We start from the raw sequence: 17,201 nt of genomic DNA, 5'->3' as shown, positions 1-17,201 counted from the left end.
GCATGGACCACCGCCCGCCGGCCGGCCGGCGCCGGGCGGCCTCCGTGGTCGCCACGGGAGTCCTGGCAGCCGTTCTGACCGCCGCGCCGGCCGGTGCGGCGCACGCCTCCACCGGAGGCAACCACGAGGAGATCACCCGGGCCGCGCTGCCCTGGCAGCCGCTCACCCTGACCGCGATGGCCGACACCCGCGACGGGGCGGTCAACGCCGACGACCGCGGTCCCTACGTCGACATCGGCCCCCTGCACTGCGACAACGCCGACTACCTCGCCCCCCGCTACGACCCCCGGTACCCCCGCACCCGGGCCGAGGCCACTGCCGAGCTCCTCGCCTGCGTCCGCTCCGCCGTCGCCCGCTTCCGCAACGCGGTCCGGGCCGCGGACGGCCTCGTCGACTCCGACGGCCGGGTGCGCGCCGACCAGAGCGACCTGTCCACCCCCTGCACCTGGTCCGGGCGCTCCGACCGGGCCAAATGCGCCGTCCTGGAGCAGCTCGGCCGCGGCTGGCACCAGATCGAGGACTTCTACGCGCACTCGAACTGGGCCGACCGGGCCGCTCCCGGCCCGATCGGCCCCGACAACCCGCCCGGCCTGGGGCGCACGGACGTGGCGCCGTTCCTCGACATCCGCCGCTACAGCACGATGAAGGACACCGACTGGATCCGGCAGGTGCGGGAACTGATCCCCGAGGACCTCACCACCGGCTGCTACCCCGACGCCGATTCCACCGGCGCCAGGAGCCTCGACTGCCGCGGCCGCGTCACCCACAACCGCGCCCTGAACAAGGACACGGCCGCGTCCCTCCGCTCGCGGACCGACGACAACTTCCACCGCGCCACGGCCGGCGCCACCGCCGAGGTCAGCCGCCAGTGGAAGGGCTTCGAGGCCGCACTGCGCGCGGCGTACCCCGGGCACCGGCGCGGCGAGCAGATGATCTGCGCGCTCACCCACGACACCCAGGCCGCCGCCTGCCCCTGACGCGCGGGCCCGGCGCGGCTACGCCGCGTCCTGCGCGGCGGCCGGTGCCGGGACCGGGGCCGGCGGCTCCAGCCGGGCGACCCGCAGCCAGCCCGCCGCCGCCTTCGCCGCGGAGCCCAGGGCCAGGCCCCAGGCGGCCCCGGCCACGCCCCAGGCGGCGTACCCGCCCAGCAGCAGGAGCACCGACAGCAGCGAGAACACCACCTGCAACGACAGGGTGGCCTTCGGGTTCAGCACCCGCAGGGTCAGCAGCGCACAGGTCCCCAGGCCCATCACGGCGTACTGGGCGCCCGTCGCCGGAAGGAGCGCGGAGGCCGCCTCCCAGGTGTCTCCCAGCAGCTGCCGGCCCAGCCGGTCCGGCAGCGCGTACAGCACGGCCGCCCACCCGGCGCCGACCAGCGCGAGGACGGCGCCCGTCAGGGAGGTCAGCCGGACCACGCCCCGCTTGCCGGAGGCCCGCCCGACGATCGGCGGCCCGAAGGCGTTCGCCGAGTTGAACAGCACGTTCAGCGGACCGAACAGGGTCGTGGCCCCGCGCAGCGCGCCCACCGCCAGCGGGGTCGCGAAGGCCCCGAGACCCAGCACCGCGAGCTGGCTGGAGCCGTTGCCCACGGCGAACTCGACCACGAACCGCTGCCCGAGGTGCCCGCGCCGCAGGTACGGCCGGACATCGGCGCGGGTGCCCCGTACGTACGGCCGCAGCAGCCACAGGCCCAGCCCCAGCGCGGGCAGCGCGGACAGCCCCCACACCAGCACCAGCCGTCCCGCCGAAGCCCCCTGCGGCTGGACGGCCAGCGCCGCGACCACGCACACCAGCCGCAGCGCGTCGGCGGCCAGCGCCCGCTCGGGCACCCGTAGGGCGGAGAAGCAGTACCGCAGCCCGTCCTGGACGAGGACCGGCGCCAGGACGAGCCCCAGGGCGGCGAACGCCCCGCCGGCGTCCCCCGGCACCAGGGGGCCCGCCGCGGCCAGCAGCAGCCCGGCCACGGCGGCCGCGCCGGCCGTGAACAGCACCGAGGAGCGGCACACCGCCCCCAGCCCCGTGCCCTTCTCCAGCACCACGGTCTGGCCGACGTAGGCCATGTTCAGCCCGAGGAGCACGCTGAAGGCCACGTACACCATCGAGAAGTCGGCGAAGCCCGACGCCGAGGACAGCCGGGCGGCCAGCACCAGCACCAGGATGTTCGTGGCGCTGGAGGCGGCCTGGTCCAGGACCGAGGAGACCGCGGCGAGGCCCCGCCGGCTCACCGCCGGCCCGAACGGACCGTGCGCAGGGCCACGGTGTCGCCGCCCTCGCCCGGGAGCAGCCCCCCGGCGGCGTCCGCCTCGTGGGCCGCCGGAGGCTGCACGCCCCCCGGGGCGGAGGCCGCGGACGCCCCCTTGCCCCTGCCGCGCTTCTCGCCCGGCAACGGGGAGTGCAGCACCGCGCCCAGCACGGTCCCGCCGGCCCCGCTGATCAGCTCGCGGATCCGGGCCAGGTCGCTGCGGTGCACCGCGCGCGGGTCGCAGACCACCAGGACCCCGTCGACGCGGTCGACGAGCGCGAGCGCGTCGGCGTACGAGAGCACCGGCGGCGCGAGCACGACCACGGTGGAGTTGGGGGAGTCGGCCTCGGAGATCAGCCGGGTCGCGCGCGGGGAGGTCAGCGCGCGGGCCACGTTGCGCACCCGGTCGCCCGGGATCAGGTCGAAGGCGCCCGACTCCCCGGCGTCCACCACCAGCTGCCGTCCGTCCGGCCAGTCGGACTCGGGCCCGCCCGTACCGGGGCCGCCGGTCATCCGGCTCCAGCGCGGCCGCCCGCCCGCGTCCGTCGGCAGCTGGCTGGCCAGCACCGGCGTGCGCAGGTCGGCCTCGATCAGCAGCACGTCCTTGCCGGTCTCGGCGAAGGAGGCGGCCAGGTTCACGGCCACCGCGGCGGCCGTCTCGCTGCTGCCGCGCGGCGCGACGACCAGCAGCCGGCGCCGGTCGGCGAAGCGCGCGTCGTAGGCCAGCCGGAAGGCCACCGAGCGGTACTCCTCGGCGAGCCGCGGATCGGCCTCGCCGGCCGCGAGCAGCGGACCGCCGCCCGTCTTGTCCCGGGGCAGGTAGCCCAGGACGGGCGCGCGCAGGGCCCGGGCCACGTCGCCCTCGGAGCGCGGCGCCGGGTCGAAGACCAGCCGCACCCAGGCGGCGAGCAGGCCGAGGGCCAGGCCCGTGGCCGTGCCGAGCGCGAGCGACATGGGGATGCCCGGGCCGTCGGCGGCGGCGGGCGGGGCCGCGGGGCTGGTGACCCGTCCCGGGGTCATGTCCAGGGCCTGGAGCTTGGTGATGTTGTTGTTGAGGGTGTTGACCTTGCTCTGGAGGTCGGTCTTGGAGCCCAGAGCCGCGTCGCGGGCCGCGCCCGCCGGCATGGCGTTGATCTGCTTGGCCAGGTCGTCGAGCTGCTTGGCGACGGGGTCGCGCTGGTCCGCGTAGCCCTTCACCATCGTGTTGCGGGTGACGTCGAGGGCTTCCTGCCGCTTGTGCAGGTAGGCCTGGGCCATGCCGTTCGCCCGCTTGGCGGCCTCCTTGGGGGAGGAGGCGGTGTAGGTGAAGCGGAGCACCATCGTCTGCGGCGGGTTGGTCACCTGGAGGCCGGCGCGCAGCGCGGGCACGCCCTTGTCCGGGACGCCGAGCGTCTTCGCGGCCTGCTCGGCTATGGAGCTGGAGAGGGCGACCTGCCGCTCGGAGCCGATGTTGATCGCCTTGTCGGGCGCCAGGCTCGGGTTGAACGGGTCGTCGGTGGGGGCCCGCAGCACCACGTCCGCGACCGCCACGTAGGTGTCCGCCGTGGAGATGCCGAGGTAGACGCCGCCCAGCAGGCCGATGCCCACGCCGGCGCCGAGCAGCCGGCGGTAGCGCAGGAGCTGCCTGAACTGGTCCCTCAGGAGGTCCGGTTCGTCCTCGGGCGGGGCCGCTGCCGGGCGGTTCGTCTCGGTCACGACTGGGGACCCCCAAGTGCTTCGTCGATCAGTGCGTCGATGCGGGCCAGGCCCGCTTCACGGCTCAGGTGGGCCGCCACGTGGACGGGACCGGCCGCGCCCAGTGCGTCCGCGCCCTCGGGGTCCTCCGCCAGGGACCGGACGGCCCCCAGCAGGGCCTCGGGGTCCTCCGGCGGTACGAGCACCCCGGCGCCCGAACGCTCCACCTCCTGAGCGGTCCCGCCCTGCGCCGCGACGGAGGCGACGACGGGCCGGCCGGCCTGGAAGTAGGAGGTGAGCTTGGACGGAACGCTCATGTCCAGCACGGCCGCGTGCTGCGTGACCGCGAGCACGTCCGCCGCGGCGAGGATATCCGGGAACTCCCCGTCGGCGGCAGGGGGGATGATGTCCAGGTTGGGCACGTCGGCGGCCAGGGCCGCGAGGGCCGCGCGCCGGCTGCCGTCGCCCATCAGGACGAAGCGGACGCGGGGGTCGAGCCGCGCGGCGCCGACGAGGACCTCCAGGCCCTGCTTGAGGCCCATGTTCCCGGAGTGCAGCACCACGGTCTGGTCCGGCGCCCAGCCCAGGTGGTGGCGGGTCTCCGCGCGCGGCCGGGTGGGCCGGGGGACGTGCGACCAGTTGGGCACCAGGCGGATCCGCGCGGGGTCCACGCCCATGCCGACGACCCGGTCCACGAAGGTCTCGTGGATGACGCCGACCAGCGCGGCCCGCCTGAGGGCGTACGCCTCCGCCCGCCCGGCCAGCGCGGCCGCCTTGTCCCCGCCGCTGATCCCGCTCTGCGCGGCCGCGGCCCCCATCAGGTCCTGGACCACCGGGACGAACGGGACCTTCCAGCGGGCGGCGAGCCGCGCGGCGAGCACCCCGCCGGCCAGGCTGGGCATCTGGGCCATCACCGCATGCGGCCTCGGCATCCGGGGCGGGGCCACGGCACCGTGCAGCAGAATCGATCCTTCGAACAGGGCCCGCTTCACGGCGGTCTGCTGCGCCGGCACGGTGTGCGCGCGCCGGTGCACGGTGACCCCGGCTCGCCGTTCGGTGCGCCGCAGCGCCCCCTTGTACTCGGGTTCCAGGGACCAGGCCGGGTAGTGCGGCATCCCCGCGAGGACGTGGGTGTCGTGGCCGCTACTCGCCCAGTGCTCCGCGATCTGGGTGGCGTACGGGCCTATGCCCGCGTGCTCCGGGGCGTAGTTGGTGGAAACCAGCAACAGCCGCCGGTGGCCGGATGTGGACACTGAACGTCCCCTTCTCCCCTGGATGATGCGCACGTCACCCTATGCGTTCACCGTCGGGCAGTGGAACGTGCGCGCTATTGTCTGGTAATTCCGCCGCACCGGGGGGTGCGGCCTGTGGGGGGTTATTCATGACGGAGCATCACATGTCCGATGCCGCGCGGTCCGCGCGCCGGCCGTACCGGGTGGGCTACGCCCCCGGTGCCTACGACCTGTTCCACATAGGACACCTCAACATCCTCCGGCACGCCCGCAGCCAGTGCGACTACCTGGTGGCGGGCGTGGTCTCGGACGAGATGGCCGAACTGGCCAAGGGCCGCCGTCCGATGATCCCGCTGGTCGAGCGGCTGGAGATCGTCCGCAGCGTCAAGTACGTGGACGCCGCCTTCGTCGAGACCGTCCCGGACAAGGTCGAGACCTGGAAGCAGGTCCGCTTCGACGTCATCTTCAAGGGCGACGACTGGCGGGGCACGCCCAAGGGGGACAAGCTGGAACGGGACTTCGCCGCCCACGGGGTCGACGTCGTCTACTTCCCCTATACCGTGCACACGTCCAGCACCCAGCTGCGCCGGGCCCTGGACGCCCTCGCCCAGCCGCAGGCCGTTCCGCTGCACCAGCCGCCGGCCGGACCCCTCACCGCCGAACGGCGCTGAGCTCCCGGAACCACTTCGCCAGGAACGCCAGCAGGAACAGCGCGGCGACCGCGCCCAGACCCGCGTACGCCCAGCGGAACAGCGCCCCGCCGCCGAGCAGCAGGAACACCAGGCAGAACACCCCGTAGTCCACGGGGAGCAGCGCCACCGCGCGCAGGGTCGACGGCGCGGCGGCGGGGCTCCCCGGTGCGGCCCCGGGCTTGAGCTTCTCGGTCAGCAGCCCGCCGAAGAAGGTGACCACCGCGGCGAACTGGAAGGCCGGCGGCACCAGCAGCCAGCCGTCCGCGCCCGTGCCGTACGCGTCGGGGAAGCGGTAGAAGGCGATGAGCACGCAGGAGTGCAGCGCGGTCAGCTTGGCGGCGTCCACGACGTGGTCCAGCCATTCGCCCGCCGCGCTGCCGCCCCCGCGCAGCCGGGCCAGCTGCCCGTCGGCGGAGTCGAAGGCGAAGCCGGCCGCGAGGGCGGCCCACACGGCGACCCCCAGCCCCCACGAGGGCGCGGCGAGGGCGACCGCCGCCACGGCGGCGAAGCTGAACGCGGCGCTGACCAACGTCACCTGGTTGGGTGTCAGCCCCAGCGCATACGACCCGGCGGCCAGGTAACGGCCGGCGGGCCGGTTCACGAACCGGGAGTAGAGCGACACGCCCTTCGCCGACTTCTGCGCCCCGCGCAGCTCCCGCAGCGCCGTCCCCACCCTCGACATGCGTACTCCCCCTCGTGTGCCCATGTGTTCGTATGTTCACGGAAAGGGCACATCATCGCAGGGCGAACGGGGCGGCGGACCCCCCGCGGCCCGGCCGCCTCCCCTCAGCCCGCCACCCGCAGCAGCAGCACCGACCGCGCCGGCACCGTCAGCGGCCGCCCGCCCCTGTGCCGGGTCCCCGGCGCGGCCTCCTGCTCCTCCCGCGAGGTGTCCAGCACCAGCTCGTACTCCCCGGCCCACGGCGGCCCCGGCAGCACCCACTCCACCGGCCGGTCCCCGGAGTGCAGCAGCGCCAGGAAGCTGTCGTCCGCCACCTGCCGCCCCTGCTCGTCCCGCCCGGGGATGTCCCGCCCCGACAGGTACAGCCCCACCGCGGACGCCGGCGCGTACCAGTCCCGCTCCGTCATCTCCGCCCCCGCCGGGGTGAACCAGGCCAGGTCCCGCAGCCCGTCCGCGCCCTGCGCCCGCCCCGAGAAGAACGCCCGCCGCCGCAGCACCGGATGGGCCCGGCGCAGCGCGACCAGCCGCCGGGCCAGCGCGAACAGCCCGCTCCACGCCGGATCGGACAGCAGCGACCAGTCCACCCAGCCCGTCTCGTTGTCCTGGCAATAGGCGTTGTTGTTGCCGCCCTGGGTCCGCCCGAACTCGTCCCCTGCCACCAGCATCGGCACGCCTGTCGACAGCAGCAGCGTGGTCAGCAGGTTGCGCAGCTGCCGCCGGCGCAGCGCGGCGATCCGCGGATCGTCCGTCTCGCCCTCGGCCCCGCAGTTCCACGACCGGTTGTCGTTGGTCCCGTCCCGGTCGCCCTCGCCGTTCGCCTCGTTGTGCTTGCGCTCGTACGACACCAGGTCGCGCAGGGTGAACCCGTCGTGCGCCGTCACGAAGTTCACCGAGGCGTAGGGCCGCCGCCCGCCCCAGGCGTACAGGTCGCTCGACCCCGACAGCCGGTACCCCAGGTCCCGTACGTCGGGCAGCGCGCCCCGCCAGAAGTCCCGCACGGCGTCGCGGTAGCGGTCGTTCCACTCCGTCCACAGTGGCGGGAACGCCCCCACCTGGTAACCGCCCGAGCCCACGTCCCACGGCTCCGCGATCAGCTTCACCCGGCGCAGCACCGGATCCTGGGCGATCACCGCGAGGAACGGCGACAGCATGTCCACGTCGTGCATGGACCGGGCCAGAGCCGCCGCCAGGTCGAAGCGGAAGCCGTCCACCCCCATCTCCGTGACCCAGTACCGCAGCGAGTCGGTGATCAGGCGGAGCACGTGCGGCCGCCCGGCGTGCAGGGTGTTTCCGCAGCCCGTGTAGTCGGCGTAGCGGCGCTGGTCGGACTGGAGCCGGTAGTAGCCCCGGTTGTCGACGCCCCGCAGTGACAGGGTCGGGCCCAGCTCCCCGGCCTCCGCCGTGTGGTTGTAGACCACGTCCAGGATGACCTCGATCCCCGCCGCGTGCAGGGCCCGCACCATCCGCTTGAACTCACCCACCTGCTGCCCGGCGGTCCCGCTGGCCGAGTACCCGGCGTGCGGGGCGAAGTAGCCGACCGAGTTGTAGCCCCAGTAGTTGCGCAGTCCCCGCCGGAGCAGGTGGTCCTCGTGCGCGAACTGGTGCACCGGCAGCAGCTCCACCGCCGTCACCCCCAGCCCCACCAGGTGCTCCACCGCCGCCGGATGCGCCAGCCCCGCGTAGGTGCCGCGCAGCTCCGGGGGAACACCCGGATGGCGCATGGTGAACCCGCGCACGTGCAGCTCGTAGATCACCGAATCGGCCCAGGGCGTCTTCGGCCGGACGTCGTCCGCCCAGTCGTCGTCATCGTGGACGACGACCCCCTTCGGGACGAACGGCGCCGAGTCCCGGTCGTCGCGCACGGTGTCCGCGATGTACTGCTGCGGCCAGTCCCGGACGTGCCCGTACACCTCCGGCGGCAGCGAGAAGTCCCCGTCGACGGCCCGCGCGTACGGGTCCAGCAGCAGCTTCGCGGGGTTGTACCGGGCCCCCGTCCAGGGGTCCCAGCGCCCGTGCACCCGGAACCCGTACCGCTGCCCGGGCCGCACGCCCGGCACGAAGCCGTGCCAGATCTCGTGCGTCAGCTCGGTCAGGGTGCAGCGGGTCTCCGTGCCCAGGGCGTCGAACAGGCACAGCTCCACCGCCTCCGCGCCCTGCGCCCACAGCGCGAAGTTGGTGCCCGCGACCCCGCCGGGGCCCTCGTGGAACCGGGCCCCCAGCGGATGCGAGGACCCCGGCCACACCGGTGGCCCCGGGTGCGCGGCCGCCCGCAGCACCCGCGCCTGGACGCGGTCCCGTACGGCGTCCATGTCGGGGCCGCCCCGGGGGGCGGCCTCGGTGGTATCGCTGGCGGCGGCATCCACCGCCTCTTGCTCGGCTGCGCTCGACACTGCCCGCCTCCACGGCTCCTGGGTACCGGCGGGGGGAGTGCGGCCCGGCGTCCCGGCCACGGCCCGCCCCCGTCTGGTCCTTCCCACTGTTCTGCCCTGACTGCCGTACCCGGAACGTGTCCGGCCCTCACGTTTCCCCCGGAGGGCCCCCGTCGTTGGACGGGACGTGACACTTCTGACGAGGCGGGCAGGGGCGGGATGGGCCGCCGTGGCGGTGTGGGCGGCGCTGCTGGGCGGGCTCACCGGCTGCACCGGGGACGGCGGGTCCCCGGTCGAGGTGGCGCTGCCCGGCAAACCCCGCTCGCCCGACGAGGCCATCCGCATCACCCCCGCCGACAACGCCAAGGGGGTCCCGGCCGACGGTCCGCTGCGGGTCAACGTCCCTGAGGGCCGACTGGAACGGGTCGTGGTCACCAAGGTGGAGGACGCCCAGCAGGAGCAGGTCCCCGGGTCCATCGCCGCGGACGGGCTCAGCTGGAGCCCCGACCCGGAGGCCGGGCGGCTCTCGCTCGCCGCCAAGTACACCGTCGACGCGGTCGCCCTCGACGGGCACGACCGCCGCCAGGCCCGCCACACCACCTTCACCACCTACGTTCCCGAGGAGCGGTTCATCGGCTACTTCAAGCCCGAGAACCGCTCCACCGTCGGCACCGGCATGATCGTCTCCTTCAACTTCAGCCGGGGCGTCAAGTACCGCGCCGACGTCGAGCGGGCCATCACCGTCACCTCCGAGCCGGCCGTGCCCGTCGTCGGCCACTGGTTCGGCTCCGAGCGCCTGGACTTCCGGCCCAAGGAGTACTGGAAGCCGGGCACCCAGGTCACTGTGAGGATGAAGCTGCGCGACGTCGAGGGCGCGCCGGGGGCGTACGGCATCCAGGACAAGAGCATCCGGTTCACCATCGGCCGCTCCCAGGTCTCCACCGTCGACGCGGCGGCGCACACCATGGAGGTCCGGCGCGGCGGCGAGCTGCTGTCCACCATCCCCATCAGCGCCGGCGCCCCGAAGAACACCACCTACAACGGCAAGATGGTGGTGACGGAGATGTTCGACGTCACCCGGATGAACGGCGCCACCGTCGGCTTCACCAGCGACGACGGCAAGGGCGAGTACGACATCCCCGACGTCCCGCACGCCATCCGGCTCACCGCCTCCGGGACCTTCCTGCACGGCAACTACTGGGCCAGCCCCGACACCTTCGGCACCACCAACACCAGCCACGGCTGCGTGGGCCTGCGCGACGACAAGGGCGGCGGCTCGGACACGCCGGCCGGCTGGTTCTTCGACCGGACCCTGATCGGGGACGTGGTGGAGGTCGTGAACTCCCAGGACAAGACCGTGGCGCCGAACAACGGGCTGGGCGGCTGGAACATGTCCTGGGCCGACTGGGTCGCGGGCTCCGCCATCAGCTGACGGGCGCCGCAATCGAGTGATCGCCGGACCGGAATACCGTAGCCGGGGAGTGTCGTCCGTCCGCCACGCCGGGCCCCGCCCGCAGCCTGGCAGGGCCGTCAGCCCATGCTGCCGGCCGGGCTGCGCGAGCGGCTGCTGTGGAACTTCCCCGACGTCCGCACGGTCGGCATCGCCGGCTCCGCCCGGCTCGGCGGCAGCGTCCTGATCGGCCCGGATTGCTCCCTCGCGACCGTTTCCGTCATCGGCGTCAACGGCTGCTTCTTCACCGCCGGCAGCGTCACCCACACCAGCCCGACGGAGACCACGGGCCTCGGAGCCGAGTTCCACGCCCACCCCTTCGACGGGGACCTGCCCCAGTGCGCCCCCAGCCCGCCCGTCACGGGACGGCAGTCCGTGCTGAAGACCGACGAGGAGGGCCGGCCGCTGGCCGCGCCCGCTTCGAGCTGTGGCGGCCTCGGCCTCCCGGGCCTCGGCGGCGACTGGGCCGCCCCCCGCGGCTGACGTACGGGACGGCCGGTGCCCGCGCACCGGCCGTGACCGCGGTCCGTCCCCGCAGGCAGTTGGGACGGAACGGTGACATGACCGTGCCTATTCGTAAGCCACCCGTGTGATTACCTGTCGACGAAGCGCGCGACTGTCCGTGCGCGGGGGACATGGGGAGAACACGAGTGAACGTGCAGCCGATACGCGGCCGCGTCCGCACCGGCCTGCCGGCCCTGATGCTGGGCGCGGCCCTTCTGCTCACCACTGCGTGCAGCGGCGGCGGCAGCGCCGGGAGCGGCGGCGGTGGCGACAACGGCAAGCCCGGCGGCGGCAACGCGGCCAAGGCCAACACCGAGGCCTCGAAGGCCGTCGTCAACGTCAAGCCGGACGACGGCGCCAAGGAGGTCGCCACCAGCGGCGTCCTGAAGGTCTCCAGCACCGGCGGCAAGCTGACGACGGTCACGGTCGCCGACACCAAGGGCAACGCGGTCGAGGGCAAGCTGACCCCCGACGGCTCCGGCTGGGAGCCCGCCCGCAACCTGGCCTCCGCCACCGAGTACAAGGTGCACGCGGTCGCCAAGGACGAGGCCGGCCGGGAGTCCGCCAAGGACACCACCTTCACCACGCTCACCCCGCAGAACACCTTCGTCGGCCACTACACCCCCGAGGACGGTTCGACCGTCGGCGTGGGCATGCCGGTGTCGATCAACTTCACCCGTGGCATCACCAACACCGAGGCCGTGGAGAAGGCCATCACGGTCACCGCCGAGCCCTCCGTGCCGATCGAGGGCCACTGGTTCGGCAACGACCGCCTCGACTTCCGCCCGGAGAAGTACTGGGCCGCCGGCACCAAGGTCACCGTGAAGCTCGCCCTCGACGGCGTCGAGGGCCGCCCGGGGGTCTACGGCAAGCAGACCCGTACGGTCACCTTCACCATCGGCCGCTCGCAGGTGTCCACGGTGGACGCGACGGCGAAGACGATGGAGGTCGTCCGCGACAACCAGGTCATCAAGACCCTTCCCATCACGGCCGGCGCCCCCGCGACGACGACCTACAACGGGCAGATGGTCATCAGCGAGAAGTACAAGGTGACCCGGATGAACGGCGCCACCGTCGGCTTCGGCGGCGAGTACGACATCTCGGACGTTCCGCACGCCATGCGCCTGTCGAACTCCGGCACCTTCGTCCACGGCAACTACTGGGCCCCCTCCAGCACCTTCGGCTCGGAGAACGTCAGCCACGGCTGCGTCGGCCTGGAGGACGAGCGCGGCGCCGGGGACCCGAACACCCCCGCCGCCTGGTTCTTCAACGAGTCGCTGATCGGCGACGTGGTGGTCGTGAAGAACTCCAAGGACAAGCAGATCGCCCCGGACAACGGCCTCAACGGCTGGAACATGGACTGGGCGGAGTGGAAGAAGTAGGCGGATCGGCGAGCTGATCCGGTGGCCCGGTGCTGTGACCCACAGCACCGGGCCACTTCTCGTTAACCGCCGCTAACCTTCCCTGTATGACCCTCTCTCTCGAAGTCTCCGAAGGCGTCGGCACCGTCCTCCTGGACCGCCCGCCCATGAACGCCCTGGACATCGCCACCCAGGACCGGCTGCGTGAGCTCGCCGTGGAGGCGACCGACCGCGCCGACGTACGCGCCGTCGTCATCTACGGCGGGGAGAAGGTGTTCGCGGCCGGCGCGGACATCAAGGAGATGCAGACCATGGACCACGCGGCCATGGTCGCCCGGTCCCGCGGCCTCCAGGAGGCCTTCACGGCCGTCGCCCGGATCCCCAAGCCCGTCGTCGCCGCCGTCACCGGCTACGCGCTCGGCGGCGGCTGCGAGCTCGCGCTGTGCGCCGACTACCGGATCGCCGCCGACAACGCGAAGCTCGGCCAGCCCGAGATCCTGCTCGGCCTGATCCCGGGCGCGGGCGGCACCCAGCGGCTGTCCCGGCTGATCGGCCCCTCCAAGGCCAAGGACCTCATCTTCACGGGCCGGATGGTCAAGGCCGACGAGGCCCTCACTCTCGGGCTGGTGGACCGGGTCGTGCCCGCCGCCGAGGTGTACGAACAGGCGCACGCCTGGGCCGCGAAGCTCGCCCAGGGTCCGGCGATCGCCCTGCGCGCGGCCAAGGAGTGCGTGGACGCCGGCCTGGAGGCCGACATCGACACCGGTCTGACGATCGAGCGCAACTGGTTCGCGGGCCTGTTCGCCACCGAGGACCGCGAGCGCGGCATGCGCAGCTTCGTCGAGGAGGGCCCCGGCAAGGCCAAGTTCGTCTGAGCCCGGACGTCGCGGTGCGGCCGTCCGGGAGAACCCCTGCGAGTGGTTTATCCAGGCCTTAAGGCAACCTTAAGGCGAAACGGTTGATCAACCGAGGGTGATCGCCTCCCGGTGGACCGTCCCCGCAGGTCAACAGGGCCTGGCAGTAAGCCGGTTGCCCCTTGCATATGCCATTGCGCCCTCCCGGAACCCTCAATTCCGGGGGTGTATTCCCCGGAACGGCCCGGGCGGGCGCGGCGGCCGTCCATGATGGGGGCATGGCGGGCCTGGAGGGTGTGGAACAGCCGTGGCAGCGCGGCAGCGCTATGGCCGTACGGCTCACGGCGGCGGTCGAGGAAGAGCAGGGACTCAAGGCGCTGGAGCTGCACGGGAACCCGGCGGAGGCGGAGGTGACCCTGCCGTCCATGCCGGAGTCCGCGGGGACGGCCCGACGGCTCACCCAGAGCGTGGTGATCCGCTTCTGGGGCCTGTCGCCGCAGATCGCCGAACACGCCGTCCTGCTGGTCTCGGAGCTCGTCGGCAACGCCGTACGCCACACCGGAGCCCGCTCCTTCGGCTTGCGCATGCTGCGCCGCCGCGGCTGGATCCGCGTGGAGGTGCGCGATCCCTCGCGGGGGCTGCCCTGTCTGATGCCGGTCCACGAGCTGGACACCACCGGCCGGGGGCTCTTCCTCGTCGACAAGCTGTCCGACCGCTGGGGCGCCGACCTGCTGCCGCGCGGCAAGATCACCTGGTTCGAGATGCGGGTCGCCGACCGCTGACCGCCCCCACAACGCCAGAAACCCCCTGTCGCCGAGGTGGGGCGCTACGGGGGTTTCATGGGCGCCGAGGACCGGTGGGGTGTGTGGTCCTCGGCGGGTGGGCTTCGCTCGGGTCAATGGGAAGCCGTGGTTCCGACTATGGCAGACGAGGGCCCGAACGCCAAAAGTCCCTACTCGGACATAAGTGTGCAAATCCTAAGAGTTTTCATCTAAATCTTAGGTGAGGTGAGCCACTCGCCTCGCAATCCATGAATGACTATCCACTGCTCTGTGTAATTCGTTGATCGAATGCCGGACGATCGCCTCCCGGGACGCCACTACCGAAGGTCCCGAAATGGGTCAATCAATACCTTTGGGGGCGTTCGCCTCTTAAATGGGCGGGTGCTCTGTTACCCAGACCGCCGTACCGCCCTGCGCGCCACGGCGGCGGTCGCCGCCGGCGCCCTCACCGCGGCCTGCGGTACGGGCGGTGGCGCCCCGTCGGCGCCCCGGACCGCCCAGGTCGCCCCCGGCCGGCCCGACGCCGTCCGGCCCGGCGCCGCCAAACCCGCCCCGGCCGCCGCCCCCCGCCGGTTCCCCGGGCAGCCCGTCGAGATCGCGCACGGCCCGCTCGACCGCCCCGAGGTCGCACTCACCTTCCACGGCAACGGGGACCCCGCCACCGCCCGCGCCGTGCTCGCCGAGGCGGAGAAGGCCGGCGCGCGGATCACCGTCCTGGCCATCGGCACCTGGCTCGACGACCACCCCGACATGGCCCGCCGGATTCTCGACGGCGGCCACGAGCTCGGCAACCACACCCAGCGCCACCTCGCGATCAACTCCCTGCCCGAAGCGGAGGCCTATGCCGAGATCACCGGATGCGCCGAGCGCCTCAAGCGCCTCACCGGCTCCATCGGCACCTGGTTCCGGCCCTCCCAGACCCAGTACGCCAGCCCGCTCGTCCAGAAGCTGGCCCAGCGGGCCGGCTACCCGCACGTCCTCTCCTACGACGTGGACTCCCTCGACTTCACCTCGCCCGGCGCCGCGGCCGTCCTCCGCAACGTCACCGGGACGATCCACGGCGGATCGGTGGTGAGCCTGCACTTCGGCTACGCGGACACGGTCGACGCGATGCCGCCCCTCCTCGAAGAACTCGCGCGCCGCGAGCTGCGCGCGGTGACCACCACGGAGCTGCTGACCCCATGACGACCACCCGCCTTCCCCGGAAGGCCACCGTGCTGCTGGCCGGTCTGGTCCTCGCCGCCCTGGCCGGCTGCGGATCGGGCGACAAGTCGCCCGCCGAGGCGCTCGGCTCCAAGGGGCCGGCCAACCCCGTCAAAGCCCTGCCGGCCGTGCCGCCGGGGCTGCCGGGGATGCCCCCGGTGCTCGATCCGGCCGACGTGTACGCGGCGGACCGGCCGAACCAGCTCTCCCCGGTGGTCAAGGACTTCCCTTCGCGCGTCTACGTGCCGAACACCAACTCCAACACGGTGTCCGTCATCGACCCGGCCACCTACAAGGTCGTCGACACCATCCCGGTCGGCGTCCAGCCCCAGCACGTGGTGCCCTCGTGGGACATGAAGACCCTGTGGGTCAACAACAACCGGGGCCACACCCTCACCCCCATCAACCCGGCCACCGGCGAGGCGGGGGAGCCCGTCGAGGTCCACGACCCGTACAACCTCTACTTCACGCCCAACGGCAAGTACGCCGTCGTGATGGCCTCCATGGACCGCGAGCTGGTCTTCCGCGACCCCCACACCATGAACCGGGTCAAGACCGTCCCGGTGACCTGCTTCGGCGTCAACCACGCCGACTTCTCGCTCGACGGCCGCTACTTCATCGTCAGCTGCGAGTTCTCCGGCGAGCTGCTCAAGGTGGACACGGAGAAGATGGAGGTCGTCGCCCAGCAGAAGCTCCCCTTCGAGGGCGCGATGCCGCAGGACGTCAAGGTCTCGCCGGACGGGAAGACCTTCTACGTCGCCGACATGATGGCGCACGGGATGTGGGTGCTCAGCGGCGACAAGTTCGACACCCCCAAGCTGCTGCCCACGGGCAAGGGCTGCCACGGCCTCTACGTCAGCCGCGACTCCCGCGAGATGTACGTCTCCAACCGCGGCGAGGGCAGCATCTCGGTCTTCGACTTCAAGAAGAAGCAGCTCACCAAGAAGTGGGAGCTGCCCGACGGGGGCAGCCCCGACATGGGCGGGGTCTCGGCCGACGGCAAGGTGCTGTGGCTGTCCGGCCGCTACAACTCCGAGGTCTACGCGATCGACATTACCAGCGGCAAGGAGCTGGCCAGGATCCCCGTCGGCAGCGGACCCCACGGCCTGGCCGTGTACCCGCAGCCCGGCCGCTACTCCCTCGGCCACACGGGAATCTTCCGCTGACCGGACCTCCGCGCGCCGCGCGGGAAGCGACGGTGTCCCGGGGCTGCACGGCTCCCGGGACCCGTGGGCGTGACCCGCCCCCGGTGCGGCTACCCTGAGCCGGTCAACAAGCACCAGGAAGGGGTGGCCCCAGTGGCGGACATCGACAAGGCACGCGAGACGTTCGACCGGTTCGACGCGAACGGCGACGGCGTCATCACGGCCGACGAGTACAGCGCGGCCATGCGGGCGATGGGGGACGCGTTCGTCACCCCCGCGGTCGCCGACGCGATCATCGCGGCCAAGGACCTCAACGGCGACAAGCTGCTGAGCTTCGACGAGTTCTGGGCCGACCTGAACAAGTAAGGGCCCGCCGAACGGCCCCGCGCCCGCCTCCGCCCCGCCCGCCGGGGCGGGGGCGCGTCAGGCGCCGGCCGGCGGTCCGTCCCCTCCCGCGTCGGGACGGGTCATGTCCTCGACCTCGCCGAGGGCCTCCTCCAGCCAGCCGAGCCAGAAGCCCTCCAGGGCGATCCCCCCGTGCAGCACCAGCCGCCGCAGCCGGTCCGGGTCCGCGTCGCGCCCCGGCGGGAAGTCCTTCGCCTCGATGGCCTCGTACTCCGCCAGCTGCGCCCGGTGCAGTTCCAGATGCCGCCGCAGCTCCGCACCCAGCCCCTGCGGCCCGACCACCGCCGCCGCCCGGATCCGCAGCAGCAGCGCGTCCCGCATCGGCTTGGGATCCTGCGCCTCGTCCACCCACCGGGCCAGCTCGGCACTGCCGTCCGGCAGCACCTCGTACTCCTTTTTCTGCCCCCGCACGGGCATCTCGCTGGGCAGCGCCCGGATCAGCCCCGCCTCCTCCAGCCGCCCGAGCTCCCGGTAGATCTGCTGGTGCGTCGCGGACCAGAAGTAGCCGATGGACTTGTCGAACCGCCGCGTCAGCTCCAGCCCGGAAGAGGGCTTCTCCAACAGCGCGGTGAGAATGGCATGAGGCAGCGACATGCCGCCATGTTA

At 72.8% G+C, this 17,201-nt stretch carries 16 protein-coding genes; 10 read left to right on the top strand and 6 right to left on the bottom strand.

The window, feature by feature from the left end; translation table 11 throughout:
• Positions 1–2 precede the first annotated feature (2 nt).
• Entirely contained in the window at positions 3–977 is a 975-nt protein-coding gene (locus ACFY15_RS01630) for a hypothetical protein (RefSeq protein WP_390685422.1), read from the top strand.
• Positions 978–995: 18 nt separating this feature from the next.
• On the opposite strand, the gene ACFY15_RS01625 is transcribed toward ACFY15_RS01630, so the two are convergent.
• The 3 genes from ACFY15_RS01625 to ACFY15_RS01615 are packed head-to-tail and all read right to left on the bottom strand — an operon-like array spanning position 996 to position 5,139.
• Positions 996–2,225, bottom strand: a complete 1,230-nt coding sequence (locus tag ACFY15_RS01625; RefSeq protein ID WP_390685423.1) for a hypothetical protein — start codon at positions 2,223–2,225, stop codon at positions 996–998.
• Positions 2,222–3,937, bottom strand: a complete 1,716-nt coding sequence (locus ACFY15_RS01620) for a lipopolysaccharide biosynthesis protein (protein ID WP_390685424.1) — start codon at positions 3,935–3,937, stop codon at positions 2,222–2,224. Before ACFY15_RS01620 ends, ACFY15_RS01625 begins: the two co-directional genes overlap by 4 nt.
• Positions 3,934–5,139 (bottom strand): glycosyltransferase, encoded by a 1,206-nt coding sequence (locus ACFY15_RS01615; protein WP_390685520.1) that lies wholly within the window; start codon positions 5,137–5,139, stop codon positions 3,934–3,936. The genes ACFY15_RS01620 and ACFY15_RS01615 overlap by 4 nt, the downstream gene beginning before the upstream one ends.
• A gap of 158 nt (positions 5,140–5,297) precedes the next feature.
• On the opposite strand from ACFY15_RS01615, the gene ACFY15_RS01610 reads away from it, so the two are divergent.
• Complete coding sequence (locus ACFY15_RS01610) at positions 5,298–5,819, top strand: adenylyltransferase/cytidyltransferase family protein (RefSeq protein WP_390824870.1); 522 nt, start codon at positions 5,298–5,300, stop codon at positions 5,817–5,819.
• Here ACFY15_RS01610 and ACFY15_RS01605 read toward each other — a convergent pair.
• Entirely contained in the window at positions 5,800–6,522 is a 723-nt protein-coding gene (locus tag ACFY15_RS01605; RefSeq protein WP_390685426.1) for a CDP-alcohol phosphatidyltransferase family protein, read from the bottom strand. The genes ACFY15_RS01610 and ACFY15_RS01605 overlap by 20 nt on opposite strands.
• Positions 6,523–6,626: 104 nt before the next feature.
• Entirely contained in the window at positions 6,627–8,831 is a 2,205-nt protein-coding gene (gene glgX / locus ACFY15_RS01600) for a glycogen debranching protein GlgX (protein ID WP_390685521.1), read from the bottom strand.
• A 247-nt stretch (positions 8,832–9,078) separates the two neighbouring features.
• On the opposite strand from glgX, the gene ACFY15_RS01595 reads away from it, so the two are divergent.
• From ACFY15_RS01595 to ACFY15_RS01560, 8 genes are all read left to right on the top strand, one after another.
• A complete protein-coding gene (locus tag ACFY15_RS01595; protein ID WP_390685427.1) occupies positions 9,079–10,323 on the top strand; it encodes an Ig-like domain-containing protein in 1,245 nt (414 codons plus the stop codon).
• A 105-nt stretch (positions 10,324–10,428) separates the two neighbouring features.
• Entirely contained in the window at positions 10,429–10,824 is a 396-nt protein-coding gene (locus ACFY15_RS01590) for a choice-of-anchor A family protein (protein ID WP_390685428.1), read from the top strand.
• A gap of 218 nt (positions 10,825–11,042) precedes the next feature.
• Entirely contained in the window at positions 11,043–12,227 is a 1,185-nt protein-coding gene (locus ACFY15_RS01585) for an Ig-like domain-containing protein (protein WP_390685522.1), read from the top strand.
• Between the two features lie 86 nt (positions 12,228–12,313).
• Complete coding sequence (locus ACFY15_RS01580) at positions 12,314–13,081, top strand: enoyl-CoA hydratase/isomerase family protein (RefSeq protein WP_390685429.1); 768 nt, start codon at positions 12,314–12,316, stop codon at positions 13,079–13,081.
• A 257-nt stretch (positions 13,082–13,338) separates the two neighbouring features.
• Entirely contained in the window at positions 13,339–13,842 is a 504-nt protein-coding gene (locus ACFY15_RS01575) for an ATP-binding protein (protein WP_390685430.1), read from the top strand.
• Positions 13,843–14,223: 381 nt separating this feature from the next.
• Complete coding sequence (locus ACFY15_RS01570) at positions 14,224–15,027, top strand: polysaccharide deacetylase family protein (RefSeq protein ID WP_390685431.1); 804 nt, start codon at positions 14,224–14,226, stop codon at positions 15,025–15,027.
• Complete coding sequence (locus tag ACFY15_RS01565; protein WP_390824869.1) at positions 15,024–16,211, top strand: YncE family protein; 1,188 nt, start codon at positions 15,024–15,026, stop codon at positions 16,209–16,211. Before ACFY15_RS01570 ends, ACFY15_RS01565 begins: the two co-directional genes overlap by 4 nt.
• 132 nt (positions 16,212–16,343) lie before the next feature.
• Positions 16,344–16,556 (top strand): EF-hand domain-containing protein, encoded by a 213-nt coding sequence (locus tag ACFY15_RS01560; RefSeq protein WP_358892298.1) that lies wholly within the window; start codon positions 16,344–16,346, stop codon positions 16,554–16,556.
• A 57-nt stretch (positions 16,557–16,613) separates the two neighbouring features.
• Here the strand turns inward: ACFY15_RS01560 and ACFY15_RS01555 are convergent, their stop codons facing one another.
• Positions 16,614–17,189, bottom strand: a complete 576-nt coding sequence (locus ACFY15_RS01555) for a PadR family transcriptional regulator (protein WP_390685433.1) — start codon at positions 17,187–17,189, stop codon at positions 16,614–16,616.
• Between the last annotated feature and the right edge of the window lie 12 nt (positions 17,190–17,201).

Origin of the sequence: Streptomyces sp. NPDC001373, assembly GCF_042895815.1 — a bacterium.
In the GTDB taxonomy this organism is placed as follows: Bacteria; Actinomycetota; Actinomycetes; order Streptomycetales; family Streptomycetaceae; genus Streptomyces.
This window is presented reverse-complemented; position numbering and strand designations above follow the sequence as displayed.